This window comes from Croceicoccus sp. (genome assembly GCF_983967925.1).
This window is the reverse complement of the sequence record NZ_CFETID010000001.1, coordinates 115,120-137,084: the sequence shown is the minus strand read 5'-3', so window position 1 is coordinate 137,084 and position 21,965 is coordinate 115,120. Positions and strand designations below refer to the sequence as shown.

The 21,965-nt window shown below is 63.1% G+C and carries 15 protein-coding genes; 11 read left to right on the top strand and 4 right to left on the bottom strand.

The window, feature by feature from the left end; translation table 11 throughout:
* Positions 1-20: 20 nt before the first annotated feature.
* The gene (locus AC4FIJ_RS00600) at positions 21-2,195 is read right to left on the bottom strand and encodes a TonB-dependent siderophore receptor (RefSeq protein ID WP_490334783.1); all 2,175 of its coding nucleotides are present in this window, start codon (positions 2,193-2,195) and stop codon (positions 21-23) included.
* Between the two features lie 345 nt (positions 2,196-2,540).
* On the opposite strand from AC4FIJ_RS00600, the gene AC4FIJ_RS00595 reads away from it, so the two are divergent.
* From AC4FIJ_RS00595 to AC4FIJ_RS00545, 11 genes are all read left to right on the top strand, one after another.
* Positions 2,541-3,758: a PepSY-associated TM helix domain-containing protein gene (locus AC4FIJ_RS00595; protein WP_490334782.1), complete on the top strand. Its 1,218-nt coding sequence runs from the start codon at positions 2,541-2,543 to the stop codon at positions 3,756-3,758.
* Positions 3,755-4,714 carry an alpha/beta hydrolase fold domain-containing protein gene (locus AC4FIJ_RS00590; protein WP_490334781.1) on the top strand — a complete coding sequence of 320 codons (960 nt, stop codon included), beginning with the start codon at positions 3,755-3,757 and terminating at the stop codon, positions 4,712-4,714. The genes AC4FIJ_RS00595 and AC4FIJ_RS00590 overlap by 4 nt, the downstream gene beginning before the upstream one ends.
* Positions 4,711-5,304, top strand: coding sequence for an FMN-binding negative transcriptional regulator (locus tag AC4FIJ_RS00585; RefSeq protein ID WP_490334780.1), 594 nt, complete (start codon positions 4,711-4,713; stop codon positions 5,302-5,304). The genes AC4FIJ_RS00590 and AC4FIJ_RS00585 overlap by 4 nt, the downstream gene beginning before the upstream one ends.
* 135 nt (positions 5,305-5,439) lie before the next feature.
* Positions 5,440-6,561, top strand: a complete 1,122-nt coding sequence (locus AC4FIJ_RS00580) for a carbohydrate porin (protein WP_490334779.1) — start codon at positions 5,440-5,442, stop codon at positions 6,559-6,561.
* Between the two features lie 326 nt (positions 6,562-6,887).
* Positions 6,888-9,902: a TonB-dependent receptor gene (locus AC4FIJ_RS00575; protein WP_490334778.1), complete on the top strand. Its 3,015-nt coding sequence runs from the start codon at positions 6,888-6,890 to the stop codon at positions 9,900-9,902.
* A gap of 89 nt (positions 9,903-9,991) precedes the next feature.
* A complete protein-coding gene (locus AC4FIJ_RS00570; protein WP_490334777.1) occupies positions 9,992-10,696 on the top strand; it encodes a SapC family protein in 705 nt (234 codons plus the stop codon).
* A 56-nt stretch (positions 10,697-10,752) separates the two neighbouring features.
* The gene (locus tag AC4FIJ_RS00565; protein ID WP_490334776.1) at positions 10,753-11,736 is read left to right on the top strand and encodes a cupin-like domain-containing protein; all 984 of its coding nucleotides are present in this window, start codon (positions 10,753-10,755) and stop codon (positions 11,734-11,736) included.
* Entirely contained in the window at positions 11,733-13,235 is a 1,503-nt protein-coding gene (locus AC4FIJ_RS00560; RefSeq protein ID WP_490334775.1) for a tryptophan halogenase family protein, read from the top strand. Before AC4FIJ_RS00565 ends, AC4FIJ_RS00560 begins: the two co-directional genes overlap by 4 nt.
* Positions 13,236-13,403: 168 nt before the next feature.
* Entirely contained in the window at positions 13,404-14,831 is a 1,428-nt protein-coding gene (locus tag AC4FIJ_RS00555; protein WP_490334774.1) for a sugar porter family MFS transporter, read from the top strand.
* A 40-nt stretch (positions 14,832-14,871) separates the two neighbouring features.
* Positions 14,872-16,395 carry a tryptophan halogenase family protein gene (locus tag AC4FIJ_RS00550; protein WP_490334773.1) on the top strand — a complete coding sequence of 508 codons (1,524 nt, stop codon included), beginning with the start codon at positions 14,872-14,874 and terminating at the stop codon, positions 16,393-16,395.
* Entirely contained in the window at positions 16,392-17,867 is a 1,476-nt protein-coding gene (locus tag AC4FIJ_RS00545) for a tryptophan 7-halogenase (RefSeq protein ID WP_490334772.1), read from the top strand. The genes AC4FIJ_RS00550 and AC4FIJ_RS00545 overlap by 4 nt, the downstream gene beginning before the upstream one ends.
* Here the strand turns inward: AC4FIJ_RS00545 and AC4FIJ_RS00540 are convergent.
* From AC4FIJ_RS00540 to AC4FIJ_RS00530, 3 genes are read right to left on the bottom strand one after another with little or no spacing between them, the layout of a single operon-like run.
* Positions 17,845-18,861, bottom strand: coding sequence for a cupin-like domain-containing protein (locus AC4FIJ_RS00540; protein WP_490334771.1), 1,017 nt, complete (start codon positions 18,859-18,861; stop codon positions 17,845-17,847). The two genes, AC4FIJ_RS00545 and AC4FIJ_RS00540, sit on opposite strands and share 23 nt — an antisense overlap.
* Positions 18,858-20,393, bottom strand: coding sequence for a tryptophan halogenase family protein (locus AC4FIJ_RS00535; protein WP_490334770.1), 1,536 nt, complete (start codon positions 20,391-20,393; stop codon positions 18,858-18,860). Before AC4FIJ_RS00535 ends, AC4FIJ_RS00540 begins: the two co-directional genes overlap by 4 nt.
* Positions 20,390-21,955 (bottom strand): tryptophan halogenase family protein, encoded by a 1,566-nt coding sequence (locus AC4FIJ_RS00530; RefSeq protein WP_490334769.1) that lies wholly within the window; start codon positions 21,953-21,955, stop codon positions 20,390-20,392. The genes AC4FIJ_RS00535 and AC4FIJ_RS00530 overlap by 4 nt, the downstream gene beginning before the upstream one ends.
* Positions 21,956-21,965: the final 10 nt, after the last annotated feature.

The following is a 21,965-nucleotide window of genomic DNA, read 5'->3' as shown; positions in this document are numbered from 1 at the left end:
TGCGTTCAGAACTTCCCCGTTCAGAACTTATAGGTCGCCGTACCGATCACCTGCCGCCCCGCGCCAAAGTTGCAATTGTTCGGATCGGCACAGCGCGCGACATAGCGCTTGTCGAAGATGTTCGATCCGTTGATCGCAAGCCGCCAGTTCGGCAAGTCATAGTGAAGCATGGCATCGAACAGGGTCGCTTCGCCCGTTTCGAAGATCACCGGGTTGAACGGACCCGGCAGGCTGCCCGCTCCATCGCTGGTATAGCGAACGCCCGCCCCAAAGCCAAAACCTGCAAGCGAACCGCGCTGGAACGTATAGTCGGCCAGCAGCGACGCCTTGTGCTTGGGCGTGACCGGAAGGGCTGCACCGACTTCCTGCGGCGTCTCGCTCGCCACCACTTCGGTATCGGTATAGGAATAGGACCCGTTGATCGCGAGCTGGTTGCGGATGCGGGCCACGAACTCAAGCTCGCCGCCCTGAACCTTGACCTCGCCCGATTGGGTCGAACCGATCGGTGCCGATACCGGCGAATAGACCGCGCTGGTGACGTTCTTTTGCCGGATGTCGAACAGCGCCGCCGTCAGGAGCAGGTCGATTCCTTCGCCCAGGCCGCGCGCATCATATTTGACGCCGCCTTCCCATTGTTCGCCCGTTGTCGGCTTCAGCGGATCGCCCGCAATGTCGACGCCCAGCACCGGCTCGAACGATGTGCCATAGCTGACATAGGGCACCACGCCCGCGTCGGTCACATAGGACACGCCCGCGCGCCAGGTGAATTCGTCCTGCTTGCCATCGGTGCCAAAGCTGGTGCGATCGACCCAGTCGTTGCGGCCCGACAGCAGCACCCGCAGCCCGCCGATCGAAATCTGGTTCTGAGCATAGACACCGGTCTGCTTCAATTCCTGATCGGTGAATACCGTGTCGAAGGGCGGCGTCTCGAAGCCCCTCGGCAGACCGTATTGCGGGTCGTAGATATTGATCGGATCGGGCACGCTCGCGCCGCTGGGGCAGAAGAACGGGCTGCAGAATCCATAGGACGCGAAATTGTCGACATCGCGGTAATCGACGCCGACAAGGACATTATGTTCGATCCCGCCGGTGTCGAACTTGCCGTGAAAGCGTCCGTCGACTGTCCGCGAGGTCACGTCTTCCTGATAGGGATAGCTGTTGCGATAGACCGTATCCATGTCCGCATCGGTGAAACCGGCGGCATAGATCACGCGCTGTTCCTCGGCATATTTGGCATAGCGGCCATTGACCGTCAGGCCCATGTCCGGCCCCAGTTCCTGTTCGAACTCGAAACCGGCGCCCCATTGCTTGCGCTGGTACCGGTTATAGTCCGGCTCGCCCAGGTTGACGCTGCGCGGCAACTTGCCATTCGGATTGTCGAGCAGCGTTCCCGCTGCCGGCAGAAAGCCGTTGGTGTCGCCGTTCACCTCGTCATACTGGTAATAGGCAAGGCCGGTCAGTCGCGTGTCGGGACCGACATGCCATGTCGCGGCGGGGGCGGCATAGATGCGCTGCGCATCGACGAAGTCGCGCTCCGCCCCGCGGTCGCGGATCATCAGCGTGCCACGCACGTCCAGCGAATCCGTTGCCGGGCCGGTGACGGTCATGCCAAGCTGCTTGTAGTCCTCGGTGCCGTACATGGCGGAAATCTCGCCATCGAGCTCGCTCTTGGGGCGGCGGCTGGTCTGGTTGTAGATGCCGCCCGGAGGGGCCGAGCCGTAGAGCACCGATGCGGGGCCCTTCAGGATCTCGAGGCTTTCGAACGCATAGAGGTCGATGCCGTTGGAAAAGATCGTGCTGGTCACCGGCGTGGCGAGGCCGTCGACGAACTGCTTGGGCGGAAAGCCGCGGATCTGGATGAAGTCAAACCGCAGGTCGGGTCCGTAATTCTCTCCCGTGGCGCCCGCGACATAGCGGACGGCCTGCTGTGCATCGATAAAGTTCAGAAGGTCGATCTGGTCGCGGCTGACGACGCTGATCGACTGCGGGGTTTCGACCAGCGGAATATCGCTTTTCGTCGCGGTCAGGCTGCCTTCCGGAACATAGCTTTCCGAGGTGACGATGATGACCCGCTCGCCATCCTCGGTCGTCTCGATGGTCTCCACGCCGCTGTCCTGCGCGAAGGAAGAATGGGCCGGACACAACATGGCAAGGGCCAGCGCCGTTCCCGAGAAGAGACGTGAAGCATGCGACATCGAAGTGATCCCCTTTGGCAAAATTGCGCGCCCCGCGACCCCGACGGACGCAAAATGATATTGCAGGTGCAGCATAGGCATCGTTTCGATCGGGCCGGTTTCGTGGATGGGCCATCCATCATCGCGAATTGGCCATCAAGGCGCATTTACTGCAGAACTGTGACGCCCGCGCCATAGCTAATAATGCGAGACGTTTGCAATACATCTCTGTATGACCCATGCGCGATAAAGAGCGGCCCGCCCGGATGTCGCGCCTGCACGATTTCGGCCATAGGATCGAAACAGCCTGCCGGACGGGTGCCGTAAAATGGGGCGGTGCCGCGAATGATAGGGGATGGACGAGACATGCGCGCCTTCTTGCTGCTGCTGCATCGCTATTGCGGGCTGGTCAGCCTTGCGTTTCTGGCCGTGGCGGGATTGACGGGCAGCCTGCTGGTGTTTCGGGCACCGCTCGACCATGCGCTCAATTCGGACCTGTTCTCCGCGTCGAACCCGGTCGCATCGACGCCCTATGACAATGTGGCCGCGGTCGACGCGTTTCAGTCGGTCAATCCCCGATTGCAGGTTACGGGTTTTCCCCTTCGCAGCGAGGCCAACCGATCCATAGCGGCCGAGCTATCGGCCAGACCGGGCTACAGCGCTCCGGCCTTCGACGAGGTTTTTCTCGATCCCACGGATGGATCGCTTATCGGCGGCAGGCAAACCGGACCGGGAATTGGTCCCCGCAATTTCGTGGCCGGGGTGGCGGATCTGCATTTCGAATTGCTCGCAGGCACGCCGGGTCGATTGTTTCTGGGAGCCATCGCCGTGCTCTGGCTGCTGTCGATCTTCGCGGGTCTGGTGTTGACCACGCCCGAGAAGGGACCGTTCTGGAAAAAATGGCGGCGCAACTGGCAGTTTCGCCGATCCAGTTCGATCCCGCGTCTCCTGCTCGATCTCCACAGGGCAAGCGGATTGTGGCTCCTGCCGTTTCTGGCGCTGCTCGCCGCAACCTCGATCGCGTTCAATTTCTGGAGCGAGGCCTACGAACCCGCCGTGACGGCCATTTCTCCGCTTCAGCATGACCTGTTCGACGAGGAGGCGCCTTTTCCGCAGGGCACCGTTCCCCGCCTTTCGTTCTCGGATGTGCTTCCGCGCGCAGAGGCCCATGCCGAAGCGGCAGGTTTGCAATGGCAGCCGGCGCGAATGCTCTATCTGCCGCAATGGAACCTCTATGGGGTCAAGTTTTCGCCCCAGGGCGAGCTCAGCTATCGCCAGCTGGGGCCGGTCGATCATTATTTCGATGGCGACACGGGCGAATGGCGGCATCAGGTCGATCCCTATTCCGACAGCATGGGCCTTGCGATGATCCGCGTCGTCTATCCGCTCCACAGCGGCGAGATCTTCGGCTTCGCCTCCCTCGCGCTGGTGTTCGTATTGGGCATCGTGACCTTTGGGCAGTCGGTCACGGGGCTTTACATCTGGTGGAAGAAACGGTCTTCCCGCGTCGCGCGGCGCAAGGCTGCAAGGAAGCACCCAGAAGACAGCCCGCTGAGTTTTGCGGATGCCGGGAAAGGCGTATGACAGAAAGCCAGATCATGATGCCGGGCGATGACATCGATCCCGATATCCGCCGCTTCGTGCGCGAGGTGAATGCGGAATACGACCGGCTGACCAATGGCGGGGAGACCATCGCCGAGCGCCGGGCCATCGCCGAACTGGTCAGGCAGCCATGGCGCAGCGGCGGTCCGCAGATGGCCGAAACGATCGAGATTCCGGCGGAGGACGCGGGCGCAGGGCTGCGGATTTATCGCCCGGTGAAGGATCGGCCGCTCAATGCGCTCATCTATCTGCATGGGGGCGGGTGGACCAGCTTCAGCCTCGACACGCATGACCGGCTGATGCGCGAATATGCGGCGCAGAGCGGCGCAGCGGTGATCGGTGTCGATTACAGCCTGTCGCCGGAAGTGCGCTTCCCGCTCGCACTGGAGGAGATCGGGGGAGCGGTCGGATGGCTCGAAGCCCATGGCGAGCGATACGGGATAGCAATGGCCAATGCCATGATCGGCGGCGACAGCGCGGGCGCGAATTTGGCGCTGGCAGCGGCCATGCGGATGCGCGATGCGGGTAGGGCACCTTTTGGCGGATTGATCCTCAACTATGGCGCATTCGACGAACGGCTGCGCGATAGCCACAGCCGTTACGGCGGCCCGGAATATATGCTGACCGCGGACGAGATGGACTGGTTCTGGCGCAACTACCGGGGCGACGACCGCGCGCCTCATCCGATCGCCACGCCCCTGAACGGCAATTTCGCGGACCTGCCGCCGGCGTTCTTCTGCGTCGCGCAGTGCGACATTCTGGCCGACGAGAACCGCGAAACCGCCTCGCGGATGATGCAGGCTGGCGCCAAAGTCGAACTGCAAATCTACGAAGGCGCGACGCACAGCTTTCTTGAGGCGATGAGCATATCGGCACTGGCCCGCAAGGCCATCGAGGATGCCGCCCGCTGGATGCAGTCGATCTGGCAGAGACGATGAGCACGATCTTCTTTCCCGACGAGGATGCCATTCTTGGCTTCGTCGAACAGGTCCCGCTATGCTGGATCGTGCCCCATGCAGAGCCCGCAGCTGCCTTGCTGATGCCCGTCGTGGCGCAGGGAAATGGAGGGGAGGGGCCGATGACCCTGGTGGGCCATCTTCCCTTGCGCAGCCCGGCGGCGGAAATTCTTGCACGTGAACCCCTTGCCTCGTTCCTCTTTCTCGGCCCGAATGCCTATGTCTCGCCCGAAGTCGTAGGCCGCGATGACTGGGCCCCGACGTGGAACTTTGCATCGGCGCGGCTGACGGGCACGGTGACAATGGATGCGGGGCTGACGAAACCGTCGGTCGAGGCCGTCACGACGCTGATGGAGGGCGAGGACGGCTGGACGATGGATCGGATGGGGTCGCGGGCCGAAGTCCTGCTGGCCAAGATCATCGGCTTCCGCGCTGAAATCGCGCTAAGCGCGCCGCGCTTCAAGCTTGGGCAGGACGAGACACCGTCCGATTACAACCGCATCAGGCGCCATTTCGGCAATGGCGCCCTGGGCCGATGGATGGACCGGATCGCCCGAAAGAAGGGCGGCTAACGTTCTGCGAGCGAAACGGGACAGCATTTGGCCCGTTAAAGCAAACGGCGGGCCGCAATTTCGGATAGCCTGCCCGGCATCATGCCCATCCTTCGTGAAAAGCTATGCCAATTGATGGTTCGAAAGCGGAGCGCTGTGTCCACGGCCGCGATGCTGCTCGTCGCAATCGGCGTTGGAGAAGCGAGGGCGCAGGACCCGCAATACGATGGTCCGTCCGATAACGCATTCGAGCTCTCCGCTGCCTATACGGCGGAAGTCTGGCGCAACGAAGGCGGGGTGAAGGACGGCTGGCGCTATCTCGACAATCTGGATGTCGTGCTGGAGGCGGATCTCGAACGCGCCGTCGGCTGGGAAGGCGCAACCGGTCTGGTCTATTTTCTCTACAACAATGGCGCATCGCTCAGCGAGCTGACCGGCGACATCCACATCGTCAGCAATATAGAAACCGGCGTGCGCGCCGCCCGCCTGTACGAGGCATGGATCGAGCAGCAGATCGGCGACACCGCCAGCATCAAGGTCGGCCTCTATGACCTGAACTCGGAATTCGACGCGCTGGAAACTTCCGCGCTTTTTATCGGGAGCGCGCATGGCATCGGGCAGGACATCGCGCAATCGGGGCAGAACGGACCGTCGATCTTTCCCGTGACGAGCCTGTCGGCCCGTGCCCAGCTGCAGATTAACGAAGGGCTGGTGGTCAGGGCCGCGATCCTAGATGCGGTGCCGGGCAACCCCGATCGTCCCAGCAGGACCGCCATCGATCTGGGCGACGGCGTGCTCGCCATAGCCGAAGCGGACTGGCGTTCGGGGGGGCTGCGCCTGCTGGCAGGCGGCTGGCGCTATTCGGAAAAGCAGGACCGCGTCGACGGCCAGGGCGCGGCGTCGAGCGGTGGTGCCTATCTGCGCGGCGAAGCATGCCTGCACGGCACGGAACACTGCACAATCGCGGTCTTCGGCCGTGCGGGCATCGCCTCTGGCGCCAGCAATCCCTATGACGCTTTCCTGTCCGGCGGGCTGGTCTACACGCCTTCGGAAGGCGAGCAGATGGGCCTCGCGGTGGCTCGCGCGATAGCCTCGAACGTACCCGCCATCGACGAGGGTAGGGCGAATACGGAAACGGTGATTGAGGCCACCTATGCGCGTGCGCTTACGCCCTGGATCTCGGTTCAGCCTGACCTGCAATATGTGATCAACCCGGGCGCCGGTCCGGAAACGCGTAATGCACTTGTGATGGGTCTGAGGGTGTCGATCGGATTCTGATCCTTCCGAAACCTTGTGACAGCCACACGACGCACTTTCTTAATGTGAGCGTTATCATATGTTGGAGCCCCGCCATGGCGATGCGCGGTTATGCTTGTGTGTCTTTTTGACAATGGCCCTGCAGCAACTATCCAAAAATACAGGTCGCTTCGTTGACAGCCCCCCGATCTGCGTCATATGCAAGCGAAATCCACCAGTATGCAGTGGAATGATCGGCCTAATAGGCCGACGTTGAGGAGAGGGAAATGAAGGGATCAAGAGTTCGCTCGTCACTGGCGCGCACCACTTCGTGGCTTGTTTTTGCAAGCGTTTTTGGTAGCGCTACCATGGCTCACGCACAGGATCAGGTGCTCACCGAGCCGGCCGATACGTCCGAATCGGCTGCGGACGATACGATCGTCGTGACCGGTATTCGCGCATCACTTGATCGCTCAATCGACCTCAAGCGCAACAATGCGGGCGTCGTCGATGGCATTTCTGCCGAGGAAATCGGCAAGTTCCCCGACACGAACCTCGCCGAATCGCTGCAGCGGATCACCGGTGTGTCGATCGACCGGGTCAACGGCGAGGGCTCGCGCGTGACCGTTCGCGGCTTCGGCCCCGGCTTCAACCTCGTCACGCTGAACGGACGCACCCTGCCGACGGCCAGCATCGCTTCGGTCGGTCAGGACCAGAACGGCGACTTCGTGGCGGGCACGACCCGTTCGTTCGACTTCGCAAACCTCGCCAGTGAAGGCGTGAGCCGACTGGAGGTCTACAAGACCGGCCGGGCCTCCATTCCCGGCGGCGGCATCGGCGCCGCGATCAACATCGTGACGCGCCGCCCGCTCGACGGTGCAGCGGGCCTTACCGGCTCGATCGGCGCCAAGGCGGTGTATGACGCGTCCGACACCTTCGATTACGAGCGTGTGACCCCTGAAGTTTCGGGCATCGTCAACTGGTCGAACGACGCCGGTACGTTCGGCATCGGCCTGTTCGGCAGCTATCAGCTTCGCAACAACTCCGCGGTGTCGGAATCGGCGAACGACTGGAATATCCTGCCCTATTCGCAGTTCCTGGGCAGCACGACCTTCCGCCGCGCCGACGGCACGACCATCGTCAACAATGCGCCTACGTCGCCCGACACGCTGATCGCCATTCCGAACGACACGCGCTATCACTACTCGGAATTCCAGCGCGAGCGTATCAATGGCCAGCTGACCGCGCAGTTCGCGCCGACCGATCGCTTCACCGCGACCGCCGACGTGACCTATTACCGCAATGCTGCCGAGGAAAAGCGCGCCGACCAGACCACCTGGTACAACCGCCCGTTCGACGAGATTACCTTCGACGGCAATTACCGGGTCGCGACCGCCATCTATATCGACGATGTGATCACCGCGCCCAAGGACGGCGGTTTCGAGCAGCAATATCGTGCGACCGAGGACGAGCTGATGTCCTACGGCCTCAACCTCGAATATGAAGTCACCGACAGGCTGACCACCATTCTGGACGGCCATTACTCCAAGGCCGAGGCGCAGCCGAACAACCCGCTTGGCCATACCTCGACCCTGTTCGCGCTGGCGCAGAAGGGGATTGTCGATCAGGGCCTGAACACGGTTGACGGTTTCCCGCGCCAGTTCATCACTTTCGACGATGCCAATGGCAACAACAACGGTGTGCTCGATATCGCCGATCTTGGCTCGCAGGTTGCGCGCAGCCAGACCGCGTTTCAGGAGCAGGACGTCAAGGAAATCCGCCTCGACAACATCTGGGACATGGGTGACGACGACCGCGTGATGTTCGGCGCCTCCTATCGCGAGGCCGAGATGAACAGCCAGACGACCAGCACCTATAATGCGCTGGGCGACTGGGGCGTTGGCAATATCGGCGACATTCAGGAGGTCGCCGGCGATCTGGTCCAGACATTCTGCCTGGTCTGCGAATTCAAGGACTACGATACCGGCATTGCCGAGGGCGATCCGCTTGCAACCGCGTTCCGCGCGGATGCGACCGAACTCTTCACGGCATTCGTGAACGATCCGACGATCAACGGCAGCACGGACAATACGGTCGAGGAAAAGATCTGGGCCCTGTACGGTCAGCTCGACCTGAACGCCGAACTGCTGGACCGTCCGGTCAACATCCTTGCCGGCGTCCGCTACGAGCATACCGACTCCCGCTCGGTCACGCTGCAGGGCATTCCGGGGCGTATCGACTGGACCGCGGACAACGACTTCGTCACGATCCTTTCTTCCGGTCTGGCACCGGTCGAGGGCGAAAACAGCTATGACCACATCCTGCCGTCGATCGACATCTCGGTCGATATCACCGACAACTTCAAGAGCAGGGTCTCGCTCAGCCGGACGATTTCGCGTCCGGACTTCGGTTCGCTGTTCGCATCCTCCAACCCGGGCGCTCCTAACCGCCCGACCGCCCTTTCGGGCGTTCCCGGCGGTACGCAGGGCAACCCGCAGCTGATCCCGCTCGAATCCGACAACTTCGACGTCAGTCTGGAATGGTATTTCGCGCCGTCGAGCTATCTGTCGGCCGGCTTCTTCGACAAGCGGGTTCGCAATTTCGTCGGCACGGGCCAGACCACGCAGAGCCTCTTCGACCTGCGCGATCCCAGCTCGGGTGCGCCGGGAACCCGTTCGGGACAGGCTCTCGACTATCTGCAGACCAACAATCTCGATATTTCGGACGTGAACCTGTTCACTCTGACGGCGCTGATCGACCAGTTCGGTTATGACGCTGCCGTAAACCAGTTCGAAGCCAATCTGGGTCCGAACGGTCTAAGCCAGACCTATATCGACCAGATCCTGGCCAGCTATGACGTCGTGGCGGATGGCAGCGATCCGCTGTACGAATTCCAGACGCAGCAGCCGGTCAACAGCGAAGACGCACACATCTACGGCTTCGAACTGGCGGGTCAGTATTTCTTCGGACAGTCGGGCTTTGGCGTTGCCGCTGCCTATACGCTGGTCCGCGGCGATATCGGTTACGACATTCAGGCGCCGACCAATGCGGACCAGTTCGCATTGCTGGGCCTGTCGGACACGGCCAACCTGTCGGCGATCTATGAAAACTACGGCATCTCGGCGCGTCTGACCTATAACTGGCGCGATACGTTCCTGTCGAACAACAGCCGCGGTGCATCGCGCAACCCGGTGTTCGTGAACGCCTACGAACAGATCGACCTCAACGTCAGCTACGACATCACGGACGCTCTGTCGGTCTCGTTCGAGGCGATCAACCTGACCGGTTCGAATGTCGAGACCTTCGCCCGCACGACCAACCAGCCATGGTTTATCGTGGACGGCCGGCCCCGCTATTACGCAGGCGCCCGGTTCCGCTTCTAATCCCTCTGCTCTCCGAGGGACTGGGGAAAAGACCACCAACACGCTCAGGTGGTCTTTTCCCCTACTTTTCTTGCCAGTAGCATGATGCGATGACCGTAGTTCCCCTAGACAATGTCGCCCATTCGGACGTCCGCCTGAAATCGTCGCGCGGCGCCGAAAGCGGCGATCCGGGCGGGCAGATCGGCGTTTTCGTCGGCGAATTCGCCGTTCTGCAACGCGAATATCCGATCCTGTTCACCACCGACGAACAGGGGCACTATCAGCCTGTCGCGATCCTCGGCCTTGTGCAGGACGAAAACCTGTTCGTCCGCGATGAAGAGTGGAAGGCCCGCTACATCCCCGCGCTGGCCCGCCGCGGGCCGTTGATGATCGGGCGAGGGCAGGCGGATGATCCGCTCGTCTATCTCGACCTCGCTCATCCGCGGATTGCGCAGGACGGCGATGAGGGTCTGGCCCTGTTCCGCGAACATGGCGGTCACGCCCCGGCCTTGCTGGATGCCATCGAAGCGCTTCAGTCTGTCCACCGCGGCATGTCGGCCAGTGCGTCCATGTCGGACATGTTCAAGAAGCACGGTCTTGTCGACGCTTTGCCGATCTCGATCGACATCGACGGCACGACCACCATCAATTTCGAAAATTTCAGCGCGATCCTGCCCGAGAAGATCGCCGGCCTTTCGGCCGAAGCGCTTGGCGAGCTGAACGAGGCGGGATTGCTCGTCCCCGCGGTGATGGCCGCGCATTCGCTCGGCAATATCAATGCGCTGGCCGACATGAAGCGCGGCCCGGCGCGATGACCGCCGCGTCGCCCCCTTTGTCGGGGCCGCGACCCATCCGCGAGATGGACGGCCCCATGCCGGCGGGCGACGCGCTTAACGCATTTGTCGAGGCTACGCTGGAGCCGGTCGTCTTTCGCAAGGCGGGCGTCCGGCTTCCGATCGTGCAGGCGGCGCTGCAATCGCCGCGTGATGCCGCCCAGTATCTGCTGAGGCATCACGCGAATATCCCGGTCACGATCTATCGCGCCGATCGTTCGACGCGCGGCCATTTCCATTACACGCCCGCCATCGACGGTTTCAATTTCACCGGCTCGCGCGGGGACCTGAAACAGGTTCTGGACGAGTTACTCGGCGGGGTAGATGACGCGCTTTATGTCGGATCGACCGATCTGGGCATTTTCTTTCCCGAAATGGGCCCTGCCAACGACCCGGGCGTGGAAGGCGTGCAGGGTGAAGACGGCGCGCCCGTCACCGCAAGCCTGTGGATGGGCAATCGCACCGTCACTGCCGCGCATTACGACCATTCGAACAATTGCGCCCTGTGCGCGGCAGGCAGGCGGCGCTTCACCCTGTTTCCGCCTGACCAGATCGCCAATCTCTATCCCGGCCCGCTCGAACCCACGCCGGGCGGGCAGGTCGTCAGCATGGTCGATCTCGCCGATCCTGACCTTGATCGCTATCCCGGCTATGCGACCGCGCTGGAACATGCGGTTTCCGCCGTGCTGGAGCCTGGCGACGTCATCGTCTATCCCGCCATGTGGTGGCATGAGGTGGAGGCGCTGGAGGATTTCAACATCCTGCTCAACTGGTGGTGGAATGCCGTGCCCGATCATGTCGACACGCCGCAGACGACATTGCTGCACGCGCTGATGTCGCTTCGCCAGCGCCCGGCGCATGAGCGTGAGGCTTGGGCGGCGATCTTCGACTATTACGTCTTTTCCGATCCGGACAGGGCCGCCGCGCATCTGCCCGAACACGTTCTTGGCCCGCTCGATCTTGGCGATCCTTCCGCTGCGCGCCGATTGCGTGCGCAGGTCTTGCGGAGGATCCAGCGGTGAACGGGCGGGGCCCGACACGCGTTGTCATCGCCGGCGGCGGCACGGCTGGCTGGATCGCGGCCATGGCCCTTGCGCGCCAGCTGGGCAGACTAGTCGATGTCACGCTGGTCGAGAGCGATGAGATCGCCACGGTCGGCGTGGGCGAGGCGACGATCCCGACTGCGCGGACGTTTCACGAATTCCTGCGCGTCGACGAGCGCGCCTTCGTCGAAGCGACCGGCGCGACCTTCAAGCTGGGCATACAATTCGAGGGTTGGGCCCGCCCGGACGACAGCTATTTCCACTCTTTCGGCACTTTTCCGCTGCGCAACTGGGTCGCGGATTTCCAGCATTTCTGGCTTGAGGGGCAAGAGGAGGGGATCGACGCGCCCATCGGCTCCTATTGCCTTGAGCATGAGGCGGCGCTGGCAGGGCGATTTGCCACCGGTGGCGCGCCGCCGCTCAGCTATGCCTATCACCTCGACGCCGGTCGTTATGCCGCCTTCCTGCGCGCCGTGGCGGAGCGGGACGGCGCGCGGCGTATCGAGGGGAAGATCGCACAGGTGCGCCGCGACCCGCAGACGGGCGACATCACGGCCTTGCAACTGGAAGACGGGCGCAGCGTCGAGGGCGATCTGTTCATCGATTGCACCGGGTTTCGCGCGCTGCTGATCGGGCAGGCGCTGGAAAGCGGATATGACGACTGGAGCGAATGGCTGCCCACCGACGGGGCATGGGCCGTGCAGACCGACTTGCAGGACCCGCCGCCGCCCTTCACGCGTGCGATCGCGCATGAGGCAGGCTGGCAATGGCGCATCCCGCTGCAACATCGGGGCGGCAACGGAATCGTGTTCGCCGGCGATTTCCTTGACCCCGACAACGCGCGCGAGACGCTGGAGGCGACCATCACCGGCACGCCGCGCGGCGAACCGCGCCTGATCCGATACAAGACGGGAAAGAGGCGCGAGATGTGGCGCGCCAATTGCATCGCGCTGGGCCTGTCTTCGGGCTTTGTCGAGCCGCTTGAATCGACCAGCATCCACCTCATCATGATCGGCGTTACGCGGCTGATCCAGATGTTCCCCTTCGCCGGATCCACGCCCGCCTTGCGCGACCGCTGGAACGAGATGGCCGATGACGAGCTTGAGCGCGTGCGCGACTTCATCATCCTGCATTACAAGCTGACCGAACGGACCGATTCCGCGTTTTGGCGTCACTGCCGCGACATGGCGATACCGGACAGCCTGCAGCACCGGATCGACAGTTTCGCCGCCGACGCACAGGCATGGCAGGCACCCGGCGATCTGTTCCGCGCCGAAAGCTGGCTGCAGGTCATGCTGGGGCAAAGGCTTATGCCGTCCAGCTGGCACCGCATCGGCGCCCTGATGAGCCACGAGCGCCTGAAAGACGAACTCGCACGCCAGCGCGAGGCCATTGCGGCCAGGGTCGCCAGCCTGCCGAGCCATGGCCGCTTTCTGGACCGGTTGCTGGCGCGGCAGGATACGGGCGCGGGCGCATGATCGGAGGAACCGGCGCGCGGGATCGTGGCTGACATCATTGCGACCGCCGCAGCTGAATTGCCTTTTCAGGTGTGGATTGACGGCTTGCTTTCGCGCACATTTCCGTCATAGGTAGCGCTAACATAACCGCGGACGGCCAACATATGACCGTTCGCAAGGGGAGAGAACATGGGAAGCACCACAAGGAGTGATGGAGGCGTCAATCTGGGCCTCGTTTCGGCGATCGTCGCGGTGGCGACGATCGGCGGGCTGCTGTTCGGCTATGACAGCGGCGCCGTGAACGGCACGCAGCCGGGTCTGAAGTCGGCCTTCGAACTGACGGAGGGCGGGCTTGGCTTTACCGTCGGTTCGCTGCTGATCGGCTGCATCGTGGGCGCCTTCGCGGCGGGCACGCTTGCCGATGCGATCGGCCGCCGCAATGTCATGCGCATTGCCGCCCTGTTGTTCCTTGTCGCTGCGTTGGTGCAGGGCTTCGCCGAATCGCACACAATCTTCGTCATCGCGCGCATCGCGGGCGGCGTAGCGGTCGGTGCGGCCTCGGTCCTGTCTCCTGCCTATATCTCCGAAGTCGCCCCGGCGAATATTCGCGGGCGGATGACCACGGTCCAGCAGATCATGATCATCACCGGCCTGACGGCGGCCTTTCTGGTCAATTACGTGCTGGCCGCGGCTGCGGGCGAATCGACCAATATCTTCTGGGGCGGCCTGCAGGCATGGCGCTGGATGTATCTGATGCAGGCCATTCCCGCGGGCGTGTTCCTGCTGGCGCTTTTCTTCATTCCGGAAAGCCCCCGCTTCCTCGTCGCCAAGAAGCGCGACGCAGAAGCGGCGACCGTGCTCACGCGCCTGTTCGGCGAAGTGGTTGCAAAGGCGAAGGTCGAGGAAATTCGCAACAGCTTCGCAGGCGACCATCGTCCCCGCCTGCGCGACGTTCTTGCCCCCGCCGGCGCGAAGAGCTTCCTCGGCATCCGTCCCATCGTCTGGGTGGGCGTCATGCTGGCGGTGTTCCAGCAGCTCGTCGGCATCAACGTGATCTTCTATTATGGCGCCACCCTGTGGCAGCTGGCCGGTTTCAACGAGAGTGACAGCCTGCTGATCAATATCGTGTCCGGCGCGGTGTCGATCGGTGCCTGCTTCGTGACGATCGCCGTGATCGACCGCATCGGCCGCAAGCCGCTGCTGCTCATCGGCTCGGCCGGCATGGCGGTCACGCTGTTCGTCATGGTCTATGCCTTCAGCCAGGGCACGCTCGATGCCGAGGGCAGCCTTCAGCTGTCACAGGAAATGGGCATTCTCGCGGTGATCGCGGCGAACCTCTACGTGATCTTCTTCAACGTCAGCTGGGGTCCGGTCATGTGGGTCATGCTGGGCGAGATGTTCCCGAACCAGATCCGGGGCAGCGCGCTGGCGGTGGCCGGGTTCTTCCAATGGTTCGCCAACTATCTGATCGCGCAGTTCTTCCCCGTGATGGCCGCCGGCATCGGCCTTGCCGCAAGCTACAGCTTCTACGCGATTTGTGCGGTGATCAGCTTCTTCCTCGTCCAGCGTTTCATCACCGAGACCAAGGGCAAGGAACTTGAGGAAATGGAAGGCTGAGGTCTGGCCTGCGCCGGATCGCTCGGTCAAAGTCGATGACATGAGCAATAGTTCCCTCCGACCCGTGCGTGTCGTCGTCCTTGGCGGCGGCACCGCGGGCTGGATGGCCGCGGCGGCGCTTGCAAGATTGCTGCCGGGCCGTGCGAGTGTGGACCTCGTCGAAAGCGAGGATATCGGCATCGTCGGCGTGGGAGAGGCGACCCTGCCGCATATCAGGGGCTTCGTCGAAAGGCTGGGCATCGACGAGGCGGCCTTCATCAAGGCGACCCACGCGACCTATAAGCTGGGCATCGACTTCCGCGATTTCGGGCAGATCGGCGAAAGCTATATCCACCCCTTCGGCAGCTTTGGCGAGCCGGCCGCCGATGTCGGCTTCCACCACTGGTGGCTCGAACTTCAGCGGCAGGGGCTTGCGGGCGAGCTCGGCGATTATTCGCTCGCGGTGCGCGCCGCGCAGGCCAATCGCTTCCGCCCGCCCAGCCACGACGATTCGCTCTCCTCGACCTATGGCTATGCCTATCAGTTCGACGCGACGCTTTTCGGGCCGTTCATGCGCGACTTCGCGGTGGGGCTTGGCGTCACGCGGCACGAAGGCCTCGTCACCTCGGTCGAGCGCGATGGTGAAAGCGGAGATGTGAGGGCCCTGGTCCTCAAGGACGGTCGCCGTATCGAAGGTGATCTTTTCATCGATTGCTCGGGGTTCCGCTCGCTGCTTCTGGGCGGCGAACTGGGCGCCGAATGGGAAGACTGGACGCATTGGCTTCCCTGCGACCGGGCCGCCGCGATGCCGTGCACCCATGAAACGACGCAATTGCGCCCCTATACGACGGCGACCGCCATGCCCGCAGGCTGGCGCTGGGCCATCCCGCTGCAGCACCGCATGGGCAATGGCTATGTGTTCTCCAGCGCGCATCTCAGCGAGGATGAGGCGTGCGAAGCCATTCGCGCCGCCGCCGATGGCAAGCCGCTGGACGATCCGCGCATATTGCGCTTCCGGCCGGGACGGCGCCGTCAATCCTGGTCGCATAATGTCGTGGCGATCGGTCTTGCCAGCGGATTCCTCGAACCGTTGGAATCGACCTCGATCTATCTGGCGCAGATGGCCATTACCAATCTGGTCGAGCTGTTTCCGCAGGGCGGGCAGATCGATCCCCGCGACCGCAGCGAATTCAACAGGCAGGTCGATATTGAGTATGACCGGATACGGGACTTCCTGATCCTGCATTACAACGCGACGCGGCGCGACGATTCCGAATTCTGGAACCATGTGCGCACCATGACCGTGCCCGACAGCCTTGCAGGCAAGATGGAACTGTGGCGCCGCACAGGCCAGGTCGAGAGCTATGCCGACGGGCTTTTCTTCGACCAGAGCTGGATCGCGGTCTATCTGGGGCAAGGCTATTTCCCGGAGAAGCACGATACGCGCGTGGCGCAGGTCGATCCTGCGAAAGTGAAAATGGCGCTCGATCGCTTGCGACAGGCGATCGATGCGGAAGTCGCGACAATGCCCGCGCATGACGAATATCTGAGGCGCGAGAGTGCAAGACTGGCGGACGCCGCATGAGCGAGGCGCGCGAGCCGCTGCGCCGTGTGGTGGTGGCCGGAGACGGGCAGGTAGGGCTGCTGGCGGCAATCGCCATTCGCCGTGCCCTTCCGCGATGCGAAGTGCTGATCCTGCCGGTGCCTGCGGATAGCGCCGCCTTTTCCAATCTTGCCGCCACATCGCTTCCCTTCACTGTTGAACTGCATGAACGGCTCGGCATTTCGGAGGAAGCCATCGTCCGGCAGGCCGGGGGCAGCCATCGTCTGCTGACCCGGCTGCTGGGCTTTGGGGATGGGGACCGGCCCACGACCATGACCTATGGGGCGGCCGTCGATGCTGCGGCCAATACAAGGTTCGCGCGCGACTGGGGCGGAGGCAGGCCGCCGCCGTTTTCGCAAGGTACCGCCGATCCGCTAGCCGAGGCGCTTGTCGACACCGGCCGCTTTGCCGTCGCGCCGCCGGACACGCCCACGCCGATTTCGGGCGTCGATTATGCCATGCGCTGGAACCCCGCCGCCTATCGCGGACTGCTGATAGAGATCGCGCGGCAGATGCGGATAGGCTCGGTCGGCGGCAGGGTCGCCGGATTTGAGAAAGGCGGCGAGAACGAGCTTGCCGCCATCATTATCGAGGAGCAGGGCCGCCTGCAGGCCGATCTGTTCGTCGATTGCAGCGGTCCCGGCTCGTTCCTGCTCAGCGCTCTCTCCGGCTGCATGGACGATGACTGGAGTGCGGTTCTCCCACCGGTTCACATCCATATGTCCGCGCCGGGTCAGCCGATGCTGGCGCTGGAGGACCGCCTGTCGTTGCTGCCCGAAGGCTGGTTTTCGGAATTGGCGGGCCGCGACGGGCTGCAATGCGCTCTGGGGACCTCCTCGGATCTTTCGCCTGCGCAAGTGTCCTCCATCCTTGGCGGACAGGTGCACAGCAGCGTGTCCGTGAAGCCGGGTCGCCGCCGCAATGCTTGGGTCGGCAATGTCGTCGCCATCGGCGACGCGGCGGCGCGGTTCGGTCCGCTGCTGGGTCTGCCGCTGGATCTGGCGCATCGCCAGCTTGGGTTGCTGCTGGACATGCTGCCGGGCAGCACGATCGAACCGGCGGAGCGCGCGGAGTTCAACCGGCGATCGGGCCTGATGGCCGATGCGGTGCGCGACACGCTGGGCCTGATCTATGCGTCCCCGCGCGCCGCCGGGCGCTTCGCGCCTGCGACACCGTCCGACCGCGTCGCACAGACGATCGACCAGTTCCGCAGGCGCGGCCGTGTAATCTCGTGGGAAGAACCGCCGTTTCTGAAACAGGAGCTTGCGATGCTGATCGAGGCGCTGGTTTTCGAAAAGGGCGAGGGTCTGCCGGACGACGTCGATGCCGGTCAGGCGCAGGCGATGGGGCGCGATCTTGAACAAAGGCTGCGCTCTGCGATTGCCTATGCGCCGCCCTATGCGCAGTGGATGGCCGGTGTCATGGCGGGGTCTAGCGAAAGACATCCCGCATGATTTCGCGCATCTGCGCGAATATTGCCGGCGAATGCTGGCCCAGCATGCCGCGCGCATTGGCGGGCAGATGCGCGACCGGGTCGCCGCTTTCCTCGAACACATAATAATCCATCATCGCCTTCCAGACCGCACGCCGCTCCGGCGGCAGGTGGCGCAATGCGTACAGGCCGTGAAGCAGCGCCTCGTAAGGGGAGCCGATGCCTTCGGGCTCTCCCTCGTTCCACCAATAGTTGATCAATATGCTCAGCGGTTCGAGCGATTCGACCCCGTGCCACCAGCAATAGGGGATGTAGATTGCATCCCCCGGCTCCAGCGCCGCCTGCATCGCGTGCTCCCATGCCTTGGCAAAGCGCGGATAAAGCGAGAGGTCGGGATCGTGGATATCGACCATGCTGACCGGCGTTCCCGCCGGGGTCAGTTCGAACGGACCCGGATACAGATTCGCGATCTGGTCGGGGGGGAACAGCGTGAAGCGCCGGCGACCCGCAACGCAGCAGGCGATATTCTCCTTGACGTCGTAGTGTGGCGCAACGCGGATGCGGTTGCCGATCCAGATGCGCGGGCGCACGTCCGGCAATAGCGACAGCCGGTTCTCCTCGGCCACCAGCGGCAGCAATTCCGCCAGATCCTGCGACTGAACAGCCAGCGCCGGGGCGTCGGCCATGTCGCGCGCGGTTAGCAGATCGGACAGGAACGTCTCCAGCCGGCCCTGGCCGGTGGAGAAGTTCAGGCGCTGCATGTCCGGCGTATAGAAAAAGCGTCCCTCTGCCCGCGGCGGCGCCGCGATGGCCGTCACCGGGCGCCTGCTTCCGCCGCGCGACAGATGGGCGACCACGGCCTCGTCGCTGTCGAGCGCCGCCTGCACGACCGGCCAGTCGGCGACAAGCCCGCGGATGACGACAGGTTCTGCCGCATGTCGAAGCGCGGCGAAACCATCAGGCGTCAGGTCGGCGCCGATCTCGGCAACCGCTTTCGGCGGGGGAAGGGTACTCATGCAGGCTGACGTAACGAATTCTCGATCGCTGCGCCATGCATGGCCAGATATTCGTCCTGTGGAGGCAATTGCTGCGCGGTGTCGATCACGACCTGCCTGATATGGCGCAGCCTGCGCAACGTTTCCTCTTGGCTCAGCAAACCGGCGGCAGGGTGATAGGCCTCGGGCTCGATCCCCTGTCCGACCATCACGGCAAGCCAGCTTGCCTCGGTAAACAGTTCCTGGTTCTCGCGGAAGATCCGCCCGGAACTGTGAAACATCTCCAGCTTGTCGGCAAGGGCGGGCGGCGGCGCGATATTGCGGCAATAGCGCCAGAACTCGCTGTCGTCGCGTTCGCTGGCACGGTAGTGGAGAACGAGGAAGTCGCGGATCTCGACATAGTCGGCGACGGTCTCGCGGTTGTATCGCTCGATCTCCGCGGGGGAGAAGGCCTTGGTCGGAAACAGCGCCATCAGCCTTGCGATGCCCGACTGAACTAGATGGATCGCGGTCGATTCCAGCGGTTCGAGAAATCCTCCGGCAAGTCCGAGCGCAACGACGTTGCGATCCCAGATGCGTTCCCGGTGGCCCGCCGTGAACCGCAGCCTGTTGGGCTGTGCAAGAGGTTCGCCGTCGAGGCTCGACAGCAGCAGATCCTCGGCATCGCCGTCGCTCATATACGATGAGGAATAGACGTGGCCGTTGCCGATCCGGTGCTGCAACGGAATGCGCCACTGCCAGCCCGCCGGGCGCGCCGTCGAGCGGGTAAGCGGCTTGTCCGGCCCGGCCAGCGCGCATGGTGCCGCCACCGCGCGGTCGCAGGGCAGCCATTTGCTCCAGTCCATGAAGGGCACACCGAGGGTCTGCCCCAGCAGCAGAGAGCGGAAGCCCGAGCAATCCACGAACAGATCGCCTTCGACGATTGCGCCGTCTTCCAGCTTTACACCCGTGACGAAGCCGCTTTCGCCATTCTGCAGGACCTCGACGATGCGCCCTTCTACGCGTTCGACGCCTTGCGCTTCGGCTCGCTTGCGCAGGAACCGGCCATAAAGCGCCGCGTCGAACTGAAACGCATAGGCCATGCGCGACAGCGGCGAATTGGGCTGGTCCTTGCGCGGGTGGGCGAACCGGCCAGCCTCACCCGCCATGGCAGAGATGGAAAAATCGTCGAGCCTGGCTGTATGTCCCAAGGCCTGCCCGCGCAGCCAGAATTGATGGAACTCGATCCCCAGCATGTCGACGCCATAGGTGCCGAATGGATGGATATAGCTGTGTCCCTTGCGCAGCCAGTCGACGAATTCGATACCCAGCTTGTAGGTCGCATTCGTCTCGCGCATGAATTCGAACTCGTTGATGCCGAGCAAATTGTTGAAAGAAATGATCTGCGGGATCGTCGCCTCGCCGACGCCGACCGTGCCGATCGCCTCGCTTTCGACTAGCCGGATCGACAGTCCGGGAAAATCGCCGAGGATCTTCGAGATCGCCGCCGCGGCCATCCATCCGGCCGTTCCGCCGCCGACGATCACGATCTTCTGGATAGGGTCGCCCTTCATCGCATCGCTCCGGCCGTGGCCATCGGCGCATGATCCGCTGCCCATGCACCTGCCTGCCGCAGGAATTGCTCCTGCGTCGGCAATTGCTGCGCGGTCTGGCGATAGGCTTCGCGCATCTGCTCCATGGCCTGCGCCACGCGCTGCTCGTCCAGCGTATCGGCGATGGGGTCATAGCGTTCGGGCCACATGTTCTGTCCCAGCATCACGGCGACCCAGCTCGGCACGGTAAACAGTTCGGCGTTTTCGCGGAACACGCGGCCATGCAGGCGCCAGAGTTCCATCTTGCGCGCAAGGCTTTCGGGCACCTCCATGTCCCTGACATAGCGCCAGAACTCGGTGTCATCCCGCTGCGTCGCCTTGTAGTGCAGGATGATGAAATCGCGGATGTCGCAATATATCTCGCGCATGCCGCGATTATATTCGTCCCGCTCCAGGGGGCTGATCTCCTTTTCGGGAAACAGGCTGAACAGGCGCGCAATGCCGTTTTGTATCAGATGGATGCTTGTCGATTCGAGCGGCTCGATAAAGCCGGAGGCCAAGCCCAGAGACACGACATTATGGTTCCACGCCTTGCGGCGCATGCCGGTCTGGAACCGTATCAGCCGGGGTTCGGCGATGGGCTCGCCCTCCACGTGGCGGCGCAGGATCCGTTCGGCCTCGTCATCCTCCATGAAGGCGCCGCAGAAGACATGGCCATTGCCCGTGCGATGCTGCAGCGGAATGCGCCATTGCCATCCCGCACCATGGGCCGTCGCGCGCGTAAAGGGGGCGGGGGAGGCGATATTCGATGTCGGCATGGCCAGCGCGCGATCGACCGGCAGCCAGTGGCTCCAGTCCTCGTACCCGGTCTCCAGCGCGTCTTCGATCAGCAGGCCGCGAAAGCCCGAACAATCGATGAAAAGATCGCCTTCGATATGGATGCCGCCCTCAAGCTCGACGGATGTGATGTAGCCGCTTTCGCCGTCGCGGTGCGCCTTGACGATACGGCCCTCGCGTCGGATCGTGCCCTGCCGCTCCGCTAGCTGGCGCAGATAGGCCGCATAGAGGCTGGCGTCGAAATGAAACGCATAGAACATCTCGGACACGGGGGAGCGCGCGTCGGGCGAGGGGCGCCCAAAGCGGCCCATCAAGGCCGCTACCGAACTCATTGAATAATCGCTAATATCTGCTCCGCCGCCACGCGCATTCTCGCGCAGCCAGAGCTGGTGAAACGGAATGCCGTGAAGATCGCGCCCAAAATTGCCGAAAGGGTGGATATAGCGGTCGCCTTTCCGCCCCCAGTCGACGAATTCTATCCCCAGCTTGAACGTGCCATGCGTCGCGCGCAGGAACTCGTTCTCGGGAATGTCGAGCATGCCGTTGAAGTTGCGGATCGGCGGAATGGTCGCCTCTCCGACACCGACGGTTCCGATGGCGTCGGATTCGACCAGCGTGATCTTGCGCCGCCCATTGTCGAAAAAGCGCGACATGGCCGCGGCGGTCATCCAGCCCGCAGTGCCGCCGCCGACGATCACGACGCGGTCGACCGCATTGATGGTAACGATATCTTTCCGTGCGGTCATGACCTGCCGG